The organism is Streptomyces stoeckheimensis (genome assembly GCF_045822005.1).
Classification (GTDB): domain Bacteria; phylum Actinomycetota; class Actinomycetes; order Streptomycetales; family Streptomycetaceae; genus Streptomyces; species Streptomyces stoeckheimensis.
This window is the reverse complement of the sequence record NZ_CP169550.1, coordinates 6,266,396-6,280,922: the sequence shown is the minus strand read 5'-3', so window position 1 is coordinate 6,280,922 and position 14,527 is coordinate 6,266,396. Positions and strand designations below refer to the sequence as shown.

General features: G+C 71.9%; 16 protein-coding genes and 1 other RNA gene. 4 read left to right on the top strand and 13 right to left on the bottom strand.

Annotation, left to right across the window (positions count from 1 at the left end; all coding sequences use genetic code 11):
* Nucleotides 1-17 precede the first annotated feature (17 nt).
* Nucleotides 18-419, top strand: an RNA gene (gene rnpB, locus ACE1OC_RS28465) — RNase P RNA component class A.
* A gap of 343 nt (nt 420-762) precedes the next feature.
* On the opposite strand, the gene ACE1OC_RS28460 is transcribed toward rnpB, so the two are convergent.
* The 10 genes from ACE1OC_RS28460 to ACE1OC_RS28415 form a co-directional block, all read right to left on the bottom strand.
* The gene (locus ACE1OC_RS28460) at nt 763-1,077 is read right to left on the bottom strand and encodes a hypothetical protein (protein WP_407839402.1); all 315 of its coding nucleotides are present in this window, start codon (nt 1,075-1,077) and stop codon (nt 763-765) included.
* Nucleotides 1,074-1,787 carry a hypothetical protein gene (locus ACE1OC_RS28455; protein ID WP_407839401.1) on the bottom strand — a complete coding sequence of 238 codons (714 nt, stop codon included), beginning with the start codon at nt 1,785-1,787 and terminating at the stop codon, nt 1,074-1,076. The genes ACE1OC_RS28460 and ACE1OC_RS28455 overlap by 4 nt, the downstream gene beginning before the upstream one ends.
* Before the next feature lie 213 nt (nt 1,788-2,000).
* Nucleotides 2,001-2,267 carry a hypothetical protein gene (locus tag ACE1OC_RS28450; protein ID WP_407839400.1) on the bottom strand — a complete coding sequence of 89 codons (267 nt, stop codon included), beginning with the start codon at nt 2,265-2,267 and terminating at the stop codon, nt 2,001-2,003.
* 6 nt (nt 2,268-2,273) lie between these two features.
* A complete protein-coding gene (locus ACE1OC_RS28445; RefSeq protein WP_407839399.1) occupies nt 2,274-3,101 on the bottom strand; it encodes an excalibur calcium-binding domain-containing protein in 828 nt (275 codons plus the stop codon).
* 230 nt (nt 3,102-3,331) lie between these two features.
* On the bottom strand, nt 3,332-3,520 hold the full coding sequence (locus ACE1OC_RS28440; RefSeq protein ID WP_407839398.1) for a hypothetical protein: 189 nt from the start codon (nt 3,518-3,520) through the stop codon (nt 3,332-3,334).
* Between the two features lie 436 nt (nt 3,521-3,956).
* On the bottom strand, nt 3,957-4,334 hold the full coding sequence (locus ACE1OC_RS28435; protein WP_407839397.1) for a hypothetical protein: 378 nt from the start codon (nt 4,332-4,334) through the stop codon (nt 3,957-3,959).
* A 214-nt stretch (nt 4,335-4,548) separates the two neighbouring features.
* Nucleotides 4,549-5,964 (bottom strand): bifunctional RNase H/acid phosphatase, encoded by a 1,416-nt coding sequence (locus tag ACE1OC_RS28430; protein ID WP_407839396.1) that lies wholly within the window; start codon nt 5,962-5,964, stop codon nt 4,549-4,551.
* Complete coding sequence (locus ACE1OC_RS28425) at nt 5,964-6,707, bottom strand: zinc ribbon domain-containing protein (protein WP_407841706.1); 744 nt, start codon at nt 6,705-6,707, stop codon at nt 5,964-5,966. Before ACE1OC_RS28425 ends, ACE1OC_RS28430 begins: the two co-directional genes overlap by 1 nt.
* The gene (locus ACE1OC_RS28420; RefSeq protein WP_382971606.1) at nt 6,704-7,561 is read right to left on the bottom strand and encodes a Nif3-like dinuclear metal center hexameric protein; all 858 of its coding nucleotides are present in this window, start codon (nt 7,559-7,561) and stop codon (nt 6,704-6,706) included. Before ACE1OC_RS28420 ends, ACE1OC_RS28425 begins: the two co-directional genes overlap by 4 nt.
* Nucleotides 7,562-7,686: 125 nt before the next feature.
* Nucleotides 7,687-8,748 carry an ABC transporter substrate-binding protein gene (locus tag ACE1OC_RS28415; protein WP_407839395.1) on the bottom strand — a complete coding sequence of 354 codons (1,062 nt, stop codon included), beginning with the start codon at nt 8,746-8,748 and terminating at the stop codon, nt 7,687-7,689.
* A gap of 230 nt (nt 8,749-8,978) precedes the next feature.
* Here ACE1OC_RS28415 and ACE1OC_RS28410 point away from each other — a divergent pair, with 230 nt between their 5' ends.
* Together ACE1OC_RS28410 and ACE1OC_RS28405 are read left to right on the top strand one after the other, a co-directional pair.
* Nucleotides 8,979-10,109 carry a hypothetical protein gene (locus tag ACE1OC_RS28410; protein WP_407839394.1) on the top strand — a complete coding sequence of 377 codons (1,131 nt, stop codon included), beginning with the start codon at nt 8,979-8,981 and terminating at the stop codon, nt 10,107-10,109.
* A gap of 37 nt (nt 10,110-10,146) precedes the next feature.
* Nucleotides 10,147-10,776: an HAD family hydrolase gene (locus ACE1OC_RS28405; protein WP_407839393.1), complete on the top strand. Its 630-nt coding sequence runs from the start codon at nt 10,147-10,149 to the stop codon at nt 10,774-10,776.
* 73 nt (nt 10,777-10,849) lie between these two features.
* Here ACE1OC_RS28405 and ACE1OC_RS28400 read toward each other — a convergent pair whose 3' ends face one another.
* The 3 genes from ACE1OC_RS28400 to ACE1OC_RS28390 all read right to left on the bottom strand — a co-directional run bounded on the left by ACE1OC_RS28400 (nt 10,850) and on the right by ACE1OC_RS28390 (nt 13,845).
* Nucleotides 10,850-11,794, bottom strand: a complete 945-nt coding sequence (locus ACE1OC_RS28400; protein ID WP_407839392.1) for a 3-oxoacyl-ACP reductase — start codon at nt 11,792-11,794, stop codon at nt 10,850-10,852.
* A gap of 24 nt (nt 11,795-11,818) precedes the next feature.
* Nucleotides 11,819-12,895, bottom strand: a complete 1,077-nt coding sequence (locus ACE1OC_RS28395) for a Zn-dependent alcohol dehydrogenase (RefSeq protein WP_351378642.1) — start codon at nt 12,893-12,895, stop codon at nt 11,819-11,821.
* 77 nt (nt 12,896-12,972) lie between these two features.
* Nucleotides 12,973-13,845 (bottom strand): MaoC/PaaZ C-terminal domain-containing protein, encoded by an 873-nt coding sequence (locus ACE1OC_RS28390; RefSeq protein ID WP_407839391.1) that lies wholly within the window; start codon nt 13,843-13,845, stop codon nt 12,973-12,975.
* Nucleotides 13,846-14,141: 296 nt separating this feature from the next.
* Between ACE1OC_RS28390 and ACE1OC_RS28385 the strand changes: the two genes are divergently transcribed.
* Nucleotides 14,142-14,510, top strand: coding sequence for a DNA-binding response regulator (locus tag ACE1OC_RS28385; RefSeq protein ID WP_407841705.1), 369 nt, complete (start codon nt 14,142-14,144; stop codon nt 14,508-14,510).
* The last annotated feature ends 17 nt before the right edge of the window (nt 14,511-14,527 follow it).

Below are 14,527 nucleotides of genomic sequence, written 5' to 3'. Positions count from 1 at the left end.
ATGGGCGGCACGACAGACGAGTCGGCCGGGCGGCCGCGTCGGGGTCCCCGGATCCCGCCGAGGAACGTCCGGGCTCCACAGGGCAGGGTGGTGGCTAACGGCCACCCGGGGTGACCCGCGGGACAGTGCCACAGAAAACAGACCGCCTGGGGCTTCGGCCCCCGGTAAGGGTGAAACGGTGGTGTAAGAGACCACCAGCGCCTGAGGCGACTCAGGCGGCTAGGTAAACCCCACCCGGAGCAAGGTCAAGAGGGGTCGTTCTCGGACGGCCCTGCGCGAACGTTCGAGGGCTGCTCGCCCGAGTTCGCGGGTAGACCGCACGAGGCCGGCGGCAACGCCGGTCCTAGATGGATGGCCGTCTCCCCGGCGACCGCGAGGTCACCGGGTGACAGAACCCGGCGTACAGGCCGGCTCGTCTGCCGCTCCCGCTTTGGCCCTGGTCAGAGCGGGGGACCCACTCTTCCCGGCACGGCGGGGGCATTTCGGGGGCGTCTCCGGTACGTGCGGCGCGGCTGAGCTGGCGCGGCGGCAGCGTCCCCGCGACCTCCTCGCCACCCTCGCCGATCTGCCCCAGCTCTACATCGCCGCATGAACCGCCAGCGCCACCAACGGCCAGCTGACCGCCGATCTCGGGCCCCTCCGCCCCCGAACACCTTCGACAGCTACCACTGCGTGCAGTGCGGCTGTCTGGGTCCGAAAAACGGAGAAGCCTCCGCTGCCGGCTGGGGCGCCGGAGCGGGGGCTCCTTGCGTGGTCAGGCGACTACTGGTCGCCGTTCTTGTTGGCGGCGAAGATCGCTATGGTGATGGCGCGGGTGAGGACGGTCAGCAGGAGGCAGAAGATCCCGAAGCTGATCAGTCCACCGCCGATGAATCCGGCGGCCGGGTCGTAGGTGTCGTCGTAGTCGAGGGTGGTGGTGCCGCCGTCGTCGTTCCCGGCGAAGGCTATGAAGATGCCGATGACGACCAGCGCGCCGCCGGTGAGGGCGATGTTGCGGATCAGCTCGTTGGAGTGCTTCTCGGGGTCGTAGACCCGCGGGACGGGCGGACGGGTCGGGCGGGGAGGGGGCGTCGTCACTTCTGAGCCTCGATTGTGATCTCGGCCGCGTTGGCCTCGGACAGGTCGCTGATCCGGACGCGGATCGGTCCGGCGTCCAGAACGGCGGGCTTGTTCCCGGCGGTGGACTCGAGCAGGGTGCGTGCGTTCTGGTCGATGAACGCGTTGAGCTTGGCGGCGTCGAGGCCGGAGACGTTGATGGCGGTGGTGCAGGCCTTGAAGAAGGCGATGGCCTTCGACTCCTCGGCCGCGGACTTCTGGACCTTGCAGCGGACGCTGCGAATCGCGCCGTCACTGGCGTAGGTACCGACCTGCGCCTTGAGGAAGATGCCGTCTCCTTGGGAGGGGCGCCGGTTCTCGCCCTTCCAGTCCTTCATGTCCTCGGTCTGTCCGCCGGGCGGGGTGAAGACGGACCCCTTGTCCTCGAACTTGATCCCCTGCGCGAGCATCGCGGTCTCCCAGGCGGGGACGTCGCCGCCGGGGAGCGGGACGACGAGCCGCGGCAGCTTGCTGGGCCCCTCGGCCTCGGACTTGGGCGCTTCGGTGGTCTTGGCGACGGCGGGCGCGGTGGTGGCAGCCTTGGGGGCGTCGGCCTCGGCCTTTTCGTCCTTGGGCGCGTCGGGCAGGCAGGCGCCGAGGATGATGATGAGGCCGAGGAAGCCGCCGCAGCCGATGCCGATCTTCTTACCGGTCTTCATCTTCGGCTTGTGGGGCTCGGGGTACTCGGACATGACGAAGTCTCCTGGGGCGTGGGAATGGCGCTCACCGCACAGCGGGAGTCCACCCGCCGTACAGAGGTCAGCGGGGGCGTCCAGGAGGCGATCCTTCGGCGGGGCGCTCGCGAACTATAGATCTTGAACGAAGGTCAAGCTAGGTCGGTCCAGTACGTGAAACAGCCCCCGCCGGCCGGACTGTTGCCGGGGGCGGGAGTTTCTGGGTCGGGGTCACCACCAACCGTTCCGGCTCCTCCAGATCGGCACTTGCCTGCCCGTCCGGTGTCGATAGATGAGCACGCCCGCGACGTAGAAGGATTTGAACATCCACCAACACACCCATGCCTCGGCCACGAGCAGGTAGAACATCAGGTGGATGCCACCGGTGAAGAGGAGCGTCAGTGATCCGGACGAGCGCCCGCGGTAGCGGCGGCGGCCTCCGATCCTTGCGCTGTAGCTGAACGGACCGGGCAGCGGTACGCGAAGTCTCAGGGCCACGGTGCTCTACTCGCAGCCCACGCCGTCGCCGTCGCGGTCGAGGTGCCGGCCGTAGCCGGGGTCACCGCGGCGGACCGGAGCCGCACCGGCCGCGCGGGCAGCGGCGCAGTTCTTGTAGTAGGCGCTGCCGCCACCGCCGGTGGAGGAGGATCCGCCGGAGGAGCTGCCGGAGTCGTCATCGTCCTCGGGCTCGGGCTCCGGGGCGGGCGGGGGCGTCGGCTCCGGCGTCGGCGTCGGCGTCGGCGTCGGCGTCGGCGGGTGAAGGATTGCATCCTTGACCGTGGGGCACGGCACACCCCGCTCGGCCAGGTGCACCGCCATCGGTGTCACTGGTAGCGGCTCGCCGGGTGCCACGCTCTGGAAGCAGACGGTCCAGCTGCCGTAGCCCCATCCGAGCTTGACGTCCTGGTAGGCGCTGACGGCGGTTATCGAGCGGCCGGGAAGGCGCTTCTCGGCGTCCGCGAGGGAGCTGCCGTAGAGGTTGGGCATCTTCGGTTCTTCGCTCGGCGTCGGCGTGGGGGTGGGCGTCGCGGTGGTCGGCGAAGACGCCGGGGTGGTGGGCTCCGCGCTGACTGTGGGCTGCGGCTTGGCGGTGGCTGCGGCCTTGCCGTCGGCGTACCCCTTCTGGCCGCTGCTGGTCATGAAGGGGAGCAGGAACCAGAGTCCGGCGAGGACGGTGGCGAGGATCTTCTTGCCGGTGGTCCACTTGCTCAGCCAGGCGAGGACGATTCCTGCGGGCGGCAGGATGACCAGGAGGGTGACGATGAGCGCCGGGTGGGTCCACCAGGGGCGGGGTTCGGCGGGTGCGGGTGGGTAGGAGTACGGGTGTGTCACGGGGTGTCCTTCTAGCAAAATGTGTCGGGGGCCCGCGAAGAGTAGACCTTGAACGTCGATCAATCTAGACAGGTCCAGAACGTGAAACAGCCCCCGCCGGCCCGGTGTTGCCGGGGGCGAGGGCTTCGTCGTCGCTACTCGGATTCCAGGACGAGCAGCAGGGCGTCCGTATGGTCCCTCAGATCCCTTACCCGGTCGATGCCGCCGAACTCCTTGATCTGTTCGGGGGTCTACTTGGTCAGCAGGGTCAGGACGTGCAGGTCGGCCATGCTCAGCCGGCTCTTGATCTGCCTCTCGGGAGAGTTGCGGAGCTCCTGGACGCGCTTGTGGGCCGCTTCGTGTTTCGGGTCCCAGCGGAACTTCGCATGGAGGCCGGTGATGCTGCCGTCGGGGTTGAAGGTGACCTTGGTGCCGTTCACGTTTCCTTCTTGCGCAGTCAGACTGCGGCCTGCTCGCACGGGCAGGGCTCGGTGTACGGCGTGCCGTCGCTGTAGGTGGGCCGGGCGGCCTGGTCCCAGGCCAGGGAGTCACACGTGCGCTTGGTGTGACAGTCGCAGCTAGGGCAGTCCTCCGGGGGCCTTTTCGTTTGTCCGGGCGGTCCCGTCGCCTTCCGCGTGAGCTACAACCCTGGGGCGTTCGGGGGCATTCGGGGGTGTGAACCTCCGTGATCCTCCGTGCGCCTCTGTGCGCCTCTGTGACCTGTCCTTGCAGGTCACACCCGGTCTGCTTCCCGTTTGTGCCGCTCAATGCGGGGGCGGCTTAAGAACCCGGCGTACAGGCCGGCTCGTCTGTCGGCGAACAGCCCCCGCTGACCCGTTCGTTCGGGGCGGGGGCTTCGTCGTACCGCGGTGGCGGTCAGCAGTCCCAGTGGGCCCCGTAGCGGGGCCGGTAGGGCTCGATGGCCGTCTCCGGGGCGTTCAGCGCGGCGCGGCAGGCCGCACGGGACCGGGCGCGGGCGGCCCGTTCCGCGAGGCGGGCGGGTTCCGAGAGGGAGCCCCCGAAGGCACAGCAGTACCTCCAGCTGTCGAAGGCGCGGCGGACCTCCCGCGGCTGCGGGCGGCGGACCTCCTTCGCCGCGGTGCGGAGCTCGGCGGCGGAGTAGCGCAGGCTGCGCAGGTCCACCCGGCGCCAGGGACCGCCGTAGGGGCTCCGGCCGAGGACGTCGAGCTCCTCGCGCCGCCGTGCGTCGAACGGGGTGCGCGGGGCGGGGATGTGGTGGGCGGTGCGGGACACGGAGAGCCTCCAGTCGCACCCCAGGGCCTTCCTGGGGGTGCTACCGGAAGCCGGACGGGTACGGCGGCACGGCGGATCCCTCCTCCTGTCCTCCTCGGCCTGTCCTCACGTGCCCCCTTTCTACCGACCGGCGGCGCGCCGCGGCCCGGGGATTACGGAAGGCCCCCCGCCCGGTCGGGGCGGGGGGCCTTGTCGTGCGGCCGGGCGCGGTGGCTCAGCGCAGGTGGGACGTGTCGTTCAGGAGGCGCACCGAGGCGTTGCCGTCGGCGTAGTAGGCGACCGCCGACAGGGAGGCCGCCGACAGCTCCATGCGGAACAGCGCCTCCGGCGGGGCGCCCAGCGCCAGCCGGACCAGGATCTTGACCGGCGTCACGTGCGAGACCAGCAGGACCGTGCGTCCCGCGTGCTCGGCGAGCAGCCGGTCCCGGGTCGCCGAGATCCGGCGGGTGGCCGAGGCGAAGCTCTCGCCGCCGCCCGTGGGGGCGGCCTTCGGGGAGTCCAGCCACGCCTGGAGGTCCTCCGGGTGGCGCTCGCGCGCCTCCGCGAAGGTCAGCCCCTCCCACGCCCCGAAGTCGACCTCGCGCAGCCCCTCTTCGACCGTGACGGTGAGCCCGAGCCGGTCGGCGACGGCCTGCGCGGTCTCCCGGCAGCGGCGCAGCGGCGAGCTGACCACCGTCTCGATGGTGCCGCGCGCAGCGAGCGACTCCGCGACGGCGGCGGCCTGGCGGCGGCCCGCCTCGGAGAGCTCCGGGTCGCTGCCGCCGCTGCCGGAGAACCGCTTCTGCGGGGTCAGCGCGGTCTCTCCGTGACGCAGCAGCACGAAGGTCGCCGGGGGCCCCATGTCGGGTCCCCAGCCCTGCCCCGCCGCGGGGGCGGCCGCGGGCGCGGCGCCGGTGATCGTGGGCGCTGCCGTGCCCGGCCCGGAAGCCGGGGCCGGCGAGCCCGCCGGGGCCGCCTCGTCGGCGAGGTCCGCCGGAGCCGCCGGGCCGGCGAGGTCCGCCGGGTCGGCGAACAGGGTGTCGGCCCCGGCCTGCGCGGAGCCGGCCCGGGCAGCCGCAGCGGTGCCTGCACGCGTCCGCGTACCACCGCCGGAGGCCAGCGCGGCGCGCACCGCCGCGGCCCCCTTCGCCGCGTCGCCCGGAGGGCCCTGCGGGGCCGCAAGGGTGCGGGCCGCCGAGGCGTCCAGGGCGGCCGAGGAGTTCGCGGGCTCCCAACGCTCGCCCCGCTTGCCCGCGTCCATCGCCTCGTTCGCGAGCCGGTCCGCGTGCTTGTTCTTCTCGCGCGGGATCCACTCGTACGTCACCTGCGCGCGCGGCATGACCTTCGCCGCCTCCGCCGCGAGCGGCTTCATGTCCGGGTGCTTGATCTTCCAGCGGCCCGACATCTGCTCGACGACGAGCTTGGAGTCCATGCGTACGAGGACCACCGCGTCCGGGTCCAGCTCGCGGGCGGCCTTCAGCCCTGCGATGAGGCCCTTGTACTCGGCCACGTTGTTCGTCGCGACGCCGATGTACTCCGCGCGCTCGGCCAGCGTCTCGCCCGTGGCCGGGTCGAGGACGACGGAGCCGTAGCCGGCGGGCCCCGGGTTGCCCCGGGAGCCGCCGTCGGCTTCCACAACGAACTTCGGCATCAGATGCCCGAGTCGGCCATGCGGACCAGGATGCGGCCGCAGCTCTCGTGCCGGACGACCTGGTCGCGGGCGGCGGCCTTGATCTCGTTGACCTCGGCGAGGTCGAGCTCCAGGCGGCAGCCCTCGCAGCGGCGCTGCGACAGGCGGGCGGCGCCGACGCCGCCCTGCTTCACGCGGATCTTCTCGTACAGGGCGATCAGCGCGGCCGGCATCGTGGTGACGATGACCTCGCGGTCCTTGGCGATGCCCGCGACCTCGGCGTCGATCTCACCGGTGGCGGCGTCGCGGCGCGCGGTGGCGTCGACGAGCTTGGTCTCCAGCGAGGCGACCCGGTCGGTGAGCTCGGTGACGCGCTCCTGCGCACCCTCCAGGCGCTCCATGACCTCCAGGACGACGTCCTCCAGGTCACCCTGGCGCTTGGCGAGGGAGACGACCTCGCTCTGCAGGTTGGCCAGGTCGCGGGCGGAGATGCCCGCGCCCGAGTCGAGGCGGGCCTGGTCGCGGGCGGCGCGCTGGCGCACCTGGTCCACGTCCTGCTCGGCCTTGGTCTGCTCGCGGGCGGCGTCGGTGGCCTGCGTCTGGGCGGCGACGAGGAAGTCGCGCTGCTGGGCGAGGTCGCTGGTCAGCGCGTCGACCTCGGCGTGCTCGGGGAGCATCTTGCGCTTGTGGGTCAGCTGAGACAGCCGGACGTCCAGGGCCTGGACGTCGAGAAGTCGGATCTGGTCGGCGGGCTCGGCGTTCAGTTGGGGGCTCCAGGGTGAGAAGGGGATGTCACGGACGGCGCGTGCGCCGTCCACGGGTCGGTGGCCGTGCGCGAGACGTGGGTCCGCAGACCCCAGCCGTTGCGCTCGGAGATGGCGTCGAGCTGGGCGGCGGCCTGCTCGCACCAGGGCCATTCGGTGGCCCAGTGGGCGGCGTCGACGAGGGCGAGCGGGCTCTGCTCGCGGGCCTCGGACACCGGGTGGTGGCGCAGGTCGGCGGTGACGTACGCGTCGACACCGGCGGCCCGGACCTGCGCGAAGAGGCTGTCGCCGGAGCCGCCGCTGACGGCGACGGTTCGGATCATCGCGTCGGGGTCACCGGCCACCCGGATGCCCTGGGCGGTCGGCTGGAGCCAGGCGGCGACGCGCGCGGTGAACTCGCGCAGCGTCTCGGGGCGGTCCAGCTCGCAGAGCCGGCCCAGGCCCCGGCGGCCCTTGGGGTCGGTCGGGTCGGGGACCAGCGGGCCGGTGACGCGCAGGTCGAGGGCGCCGGCGAGGGCGTCGGAGACGCCTGGGTCGGCGGTGTCGGCGTTGGTGTGGGCGACGTGCAGCGCGATGTCGTTCTTGATCAGCGTGTGCACGGCCCGGCCCTTGAAGGTGCCGGCGGCGACGGTGGTGGTGCCCCGCAGGTAGAGGGGGTGGTGGGTGACGAGCAGGTCGGCACCCAGCTTCACCGCTTCGTCGACGATCTCCTGGACGGGGTCGACGGCGAACAGGACCCGGGTGACCTCGGCGTCGGGGTCGCCGCAGACGGTGCCGACGGCGTCCCACTCCTCGGCCCGCGAGGGGGGCCACAGAGCGTCCAGCGCGGCGATGACTTCAGAGAGACGGGGCACAGGCCAAGGCTACCGTCCGTGGCGACCGGCCAGACGCTCCGAGCCCGCCCGATCACGGGCGGGCTCGCGGGGCGGTCGGTACGGCCCGCCGGGCCGCTTCGCCGGGCCCTTGCTCGATCAGTCCCCTACTTGACCAGGAAGGTGCGCAGATCGTCGAGGACCTTGTCGGCGGCGGTCACGCCGAGGCCCAGGTACCAGGTCTCGTCCGGGACGTCCTTGGCCTGCCCCTGCTTGACGGCCTCCAGGCCCTTCCACAGCGGGTTGTCCTCGGCGGAGTCGCGCTTGGTCTTGTCCTTGGCCCCGTAGACGCCGGTGAAGATCCAGTCGGCGGCGGCCTCGTCCATGCGCTCCGGGCTGATCTCCACCGCGAGGTCCTCGACCTGCTGGTTCTGCGGGCGCGGGATGCCGGAGTCCTTCAGGATCGTGCCGATGAAGGAGGCGCCGGCGTAGAGCCGGGTCTTGCCCGGCATGTAGCGCAGCATCGTGACGGTCGGCTTCTTCTCCCCGAGGTCCGCGCCGAGCTTCGCCGCCTTGGCCTGGTAGGCGTCGAGCTCGGCCTTGGCCTCGGCCGTCTTGTCGAGGGCGGCGGCGTTGAGGAGGTAGTTCTCCTTCCACGGGAAGCCGGGGCGGATGGAGAAGACGGTCGGGGCGATCTTCGAGAGCGCGTCGTACTTGTCCGCGGAGCGGAGCTGGCTGCCGAGGATCAGGTCGGGCTTGAGGGCGTTGATCGCTTCGAGGTTGAGGTTGTTGATGGTGCCGACGGACTTGGGCTCGCCGGCGTCCTTCTTCAGGTAGCCGGGGATGCCCTCGTCGCCCTCGGTGGGCGCGTAGCCGACGGGCTGCATGCCCAGCGAGACCACGTTGTCGAGCTCGCCGACGTCGAGGACGACGACCCGCTTGGGCGCGGTCTTGATCTCGGTGGAGCCCATGGCGTGGGTGACCGTGCGCGGGAACTGCCCGGCAGCCGCGGTGGTCCCGAAGGCCGCCGTCTTCTTCGCCGCGTCGGAGAAGTCCTTGCCGCCCTGGGCGGCGGTCTTCTTCTCGGTGCCTCCGGCCGGGGCCTCCTTGCCGGGCTTCGCGGCCTTGTCGTCCTGGCCCCCGCAGGCGGTGAGGACGAGTGCGGCGGCAGCGGCCAGGGCGACGGCGGCGAGGGAGCCACCTCGGGGCGTGCGGCGTCGGAGGGACATGGAACGTCTCCTGAGGGTGGGGAGCGGGCGAAACACTAAAAGATCAGAAAAAGCGGGTTAGGTGCACCTAACCAGGCTCCTCACCCTAAACGCCCTGATATCGCACAGCACAATCGCCTCCTCCTCCACAGCCGAATCGCCGCCCCGCCACCCGTATGTGTGAAGCGGGGATTGTCGCGTTGTCCGGAGGGAAGCGCGATCACTACGTTCCTCGGCGGAGGTATCCGCTGATGACTGCCTGTGCCATCGAGAAGACCAGCGCGACCCCGTTCACCATCGCCGCGGACGGGTCCTACGCCGCCCGGCTCGCCGGGGACGGCGAAGCCCGCTATCCGGAGCGGTGGACGCTGACCGGTCCCGAGCCGTACGCGGTGCCCCTGCCCCTCGCCCAGCCCGAGGACGCCGCCAGCGAGGTGCTGCCGCTGACCGACGGGCGGGTCCTGATCCACCGGCGGGTCGCGGACCGGCACGCCTTCGCGCTGCTGTACCCGACGGGCGGCGGCGAAGCGGGCGCCGGGCCCCGGACCGGCGAACTGCAGCTCGGCGGGATCCCGGCGGCCGACGGCGTACGGGTCACCCTGCTGCCCCCGTCCCCCGACGGGCACGGGGCCTTCGCCCTGGCCGTGGGGCCCGCCTCGACCACGGTGTGGCAGGTGGCCGGGGTCCCCTTCGGGCCGGAGCGGGTCGCCCGGATCCCGGGGCGCTGTTCGGGCGGGGTCTGGCTGGACCGCACGGGCCGGCTGCTGGCCCTGGACCGCGAACTGGACGGCCCCGACGGGCCGGTGACCAAGGCGGTGGCCGTGGACCTGCGGCGGGCCGGGGAGGTGTCACCGCTGCTCCAGATCGCGGAGGCCAGCAACGACCGGCTGCTGCTGGCCGACACCGACAGCGGACTGCTGCTGATCCGCTCGGACGCGCCGGGCGAAACCCGGCTCGGCTGGGGGGTGCTGGGCAGCTCCCGCCCGGTGCGGTTCCCGGAGTGCCTGCGGGCCGTCGGGGCGACGGCGACGCCGTTCGCGGTGCAGCCGGGGCAGGTGCTGATGCCGGAGAACTGCGGGGTGGCGCTGCGGGTGGACGAGGCCGGCGACGGCTACGGCGGCTCCGTGGCCGGGCTGGCCCTGTGGCGCCCCGCCGACCGGCACGTGTTCCGGCTCGGCGCCCCGGCCGGCTGGCTCGGCGGAACGGGCCGCTGGACCCAGGAGGGCCGCCTGCACCTCCCGTACGCCACCCCCGAAGTACCGTGCGGCCTCCTGGGCATGACCCTCCCGGTCTCCCCGCCGCCGCCCATCCGCCTGGACCCCATCCCCCTCCCACCGGCCCCGGCCCGCCCGGTCCCCTTGCAGCAGGCCCCCCTGGGGTGAGCGGCTCCCGCTTCCGGACGTCTGCTATCCAGGCCGGGTGACGAACTCCAAGCCCTACGACGCGGTCCTCTGCGACCTCGATAACGTGATCCGCTTCTACGACACGGCACACGTGACCGCACTGGAGGCCTCGGCCGGCCTTCCCCGGGGCACGACCTCGGCCGTCGCCTTCGCTCCCGCCCTGGACGGGCCGCTGCTGCTCGGGCTCACCACTCCGGACCAGTGGGTCCACGCGGTCGCGGCCGAGCTCGCGAAGGACGGCAGGCTGTCCCCGGCCCGTGCGGACGAACTGGCCCGGGCCTTCGCCGGGTCGCCGTTCTCGGCCGACGGGACGGTGGTGGCGATGCTGCGCCGGGTCAGGGAATCGGGCACGCCGCTGGTCCTGGTCACCAACGCGACCCTCGACCTCGAGGACGACCTGGAAGCGCTGGGGCTGACGGACCTCGCCGATCACGTGGTCAGCAGTGCCCGGGTCGGCGTGGCCAAACCCGACCGGGAGATCTACGAGATCGCGGCCCGGCGCGCGGGTGCCGCTGTGGACCGGTGCCTGTTCATCGACGACCGGCTGGAGAACATCGAGGCAGCCGTCGCGCTGGGCATGACCGGCGTGCACTTTCGGGAGCCGGCCGACCTGCACGAGCCGCTGGCCTTCGCCCTCGCGCGGTGAGGGCCGTCCGGGCAAGCCGGTGGGGGCGGAGGGCCCGAAGGTCCGCCGCCCCCACCGGGGTTGTTCGTACAGGTCAGCCGTCGTGCTTGAGGCCGAGCACCTCCACCGCCGCGAAGGTTTCGTTCGCGGGGCGGGAGTCGTAGTGCGGGGTGAGGAGCTCATCCAGCTCCTCGTAGGAGAAGGACTCCTTGGTGGTGTCGAACTTCGCCGCCACCTTCGGGCGTTCCATGACGACCACGATGCCGCCGTGGACGACGAACAGCTGCCCGTTGGCCTTCGCCGAGGCCGGGGAGGCCAGGTAGCCGACCAGCGGGGAGACGTGCTCGGGGGCGAGGGCGTCGAGCTTGCCCTCCTCCGGGACCTGGAAGCCCGCGAAGACGTCCTCCGTCATACGGGTACGGGCGCGCGGGCAGATGGCGTTGGCCGTCACCCCGTACTTGGCCAGGGCCAGGGCGGTGGACGTGGTCAGGCCCACGATGCCGCCCTTGGCCGCCGCGTAGTTGGGCTGGCCGGCCGAGCCGCCGAGGAAGGCCTCGGAGGAGGTGTTGATGATCCGGCCGTAGACCGGCCCGCCGGCCGCCTTGGAGCGTTCGCGCCAGTGCACGGAGGCGAAGTGGGTCGTGTTGAAGTGGCCCTTGAGGTGGACCCGGATGACCGAGTCCCACTCCGACTCCGACATCGAGAAGACCATCCGGTCGCGCAGGATGCCCGCGTTGTTGACCAGGATGTCGAGCTTGCCGAAGCTGTTCACCGCCAGCTCGACCAGCTCGCGCGCCTGCTCGAAGTCGGCCACGTCGCCCAGGTGCGCCACCGCCTGTCCGCCCGCGGCGCGTATCTCCGCCGCGACCTCCTCCGCCGGTGCGGCCGAGGCCTCGCCGGAGCCGTCGCGGCCGGGCTGCCCGAAGTCGTTGACGACCACGCTCGCGCCGAGCCGGGCGAGTTCGATCGCCTCGGACCGGCCGAGGCCGCGGCCCGCCCCGGTGACGATGGCGACGAGTCCCTCAAGTGGCAGTGACATCCGTACGGTTCCTCTCGAAACGGGTCAGAGTTCGATGCAGGTGCGCAGGGCCACGCCCGTACGCATCTGGTCGAGCGCGTCGTTGATCTCGGCGAGCTGCACGCGGTGCGTGATCAGGCCCGCCAGGTCCACCCGGCCGGCCCGCCACAGCGCGATGGTGCGCTCGTAGGAGCGGAGCACGTCGCCGCCGCCGTACATCGACGGCAGGATCTTCTTCTCGTCGAAGAAGAGGGAGAACATGTTGATCGAGTAGTTGTCGTCGAGCGCGCCGGCGCCGACCACGACGACGGAGCCGCCGCGGCGGGTCATGTCGTAGGCGGTCTTGGTGGTCGCGGACTTGCCGACGACCTCGAAGACGTAGTCGAAGCCCTCGCCGGCGGTGATCCGGTTCTTGGCGTCGGCGAACTCCTCCGGGGAGACCGCCTCGGTGGCGCCGAAGCGCAGCGCGGCCTCGCGCCGGGAGGCGACCGGGTCGACGGCGATGATCTGCGCCGCGCCCTGCACCTTGGCGCCCTGGATGACGGAGATGCCGACGCCGCCGCAGCCGATGACCGCGACCGAGGAACCGGCCTCCACGTTTGCGGTGTTGATGGCCGCGCCGAGGCCGGTGGTGACTCCGCAGCCGATCAGGGCGGCGATGTCGAAGGGCACGTCGTCGGGGATGGGTACGGCGCATCCCGCCGGGACCACCATCTCCTCGGCGAAGGTGCCGGTGCCCGCGAAGCCGAAGATGCTGCTGTCGCCGCGCTGGAAGTTGGGGGTGGCCACGTTGCCGAAGGCCTCCAGGCACAGGTGGCCCTGGCCGCGCTTGCAGGAGGGACAGTGCCCGCAGGGCGGGAGCCAGCAGACCAGGACCCGGTCACCGATCTTGTGGCTGGTGACCCCGTCGCCGACGTCGGTGATCACGCCGGAGCCCTCGTGGCCCGGGATGAAGGGGGCGGGCTGCGGGAGGACGCCGCTCATCGCGGAGAGGTCGGAGTGGCACAGGCCGGTGGCCTTGATGCGGATCTTCACCTTGCCGGGGCCGAAGCCCACGGCCTGCATGTCCTCGACGACTTCGAGCTTGTCCTGGCCTATCTCGCTCTGGAGTGCTGCGCGCACGGTGCGGCTCCTTCTGTGTGTCTGCGGCTGCGGGGTATCTCGCGTGCTCCGGCTGCGGCTTCTGCTGCTGCGTCCGCTCAGCCGTGTTCGACGACGGTGTCGGCGAGGACGGGGGCGTCGTCCCGGTCGGCGGCGCTCACCGTGACGAGGACGCGGCCGGGCTCCTGCCACATCCGGATCCGCAGGGTCTCGCCGGGGAAGACGATCCCGGCGAAGCGGGTGCGGTAGGCGCGGACGCGGGACACGTCGCCGTCCAGGACGGTGTCGACCACGGCCTTCAGGGTCATGCCGTACGAGCACAGGCCGTGCAGGATCGGCTGGTCGAAGCCGGCCAGCTTGGCGAACTCGGGGTCCGCGTGGAGCGGGTTCCAGTCGCCGGAGAGGCGGTACAGCAGCGCCTGCTCCTCGCGGATCTTGCGCTCCTCCACCCGGTCGGGCGCCCGCTCGGGCTGCTCGGCCTTGACGGAGGGGCCGCGGTCGCCGCCGAAGCCGCCCTCACCGCGTACGAAGATCGACGCGTCGGAGGTCCACAGCGGCCCGTCGGCGTCCGCGACCTCAGTGCGCAGGACGATCACCGCCGCCTTGCCCTTGTCGTACACCGCGGCCACCGTGGCCGTGGAGGCGGCCTCGCCCTTGACCGGGATGGGCCGGTGCAGCTCGATGGACTGGCTGCCGTGCAGCACGTTGGCGAGGTTGACCTCGATGCCGGGTGCGGCGAGGCCGCCCATCATGGCCATGCCGGCGCCGGCGACCGTCGCGAAGCTGGGGAGCACGTGGAGCTTGGACTCCAGGGTGTAGCGCAGCTCGTCGGGGTCGGTGGCGGCCCCGGGGTTGTTCGGGGAGGTCCCCGCGCCGAGTCCGAGGTGGTAGAGCTGGATGTCCTTGTGGTCCCAGGCGATGTTCCCCTTGCGGGGTTCGGCGGCGAGGGCCTTGGCGGCATCGATCGGCATGGGCGTGCTGCTCCCTGTGTTGGAAACACCGTCTTCGGGGCACCTGCTGTGAAGCACCGGCTGTGGAAGCGCGGTGCCTTGGAAGACCTCGGCGCGGCCGTCCGCACCGTCGGCCGCACCGAGGTCGTATGCGGGACCCGGCACTCTAGAACGCGTTCTAGGTTGCCCGGTGAAGGAATGTATAACGCACGCCCCAGCACTTGGGAAGACTCCTGACTATCTGTCAGACTCACTTCATCCGCGGCGCGTTGCGCGGGTGCGGGACGCTTCGCCCCTACCCTGGCCGGGTGGATGAGATGCCCGTTCCCCAGCGCCCTGCCCGATCCCTGCGGGTGCTCCTGGACCCGCCGAACCCGGCTCTGGCGGTCCTCCTCGGCCTCCAGCCGGACATCGAGGTCGTGGCTTCGCCGCTGGCCCGCCCGGCGGTGGCGCTGACGGAGTCGGTGGACCGCGTCCCCGAGCTCCTGGCCGAGGATCCGGAATGCCGGATCCTGGTGCTGACCGGCTCCGCCCATCCGGGCCTGCCGGAGGCCGCCCTCGCCGCCGGCGCGGCCGGCCTGGTCCTGCGGGACGGCCCGGTCGAGGACCTCGCGGACGGCATCCGCCGCGCCTCCCGGGGGGAATCGGTGGTCGACCCGGCGCTGGAGGCCCCGCGCGGCCCGTAGGCCACGTAGGGCCCGGA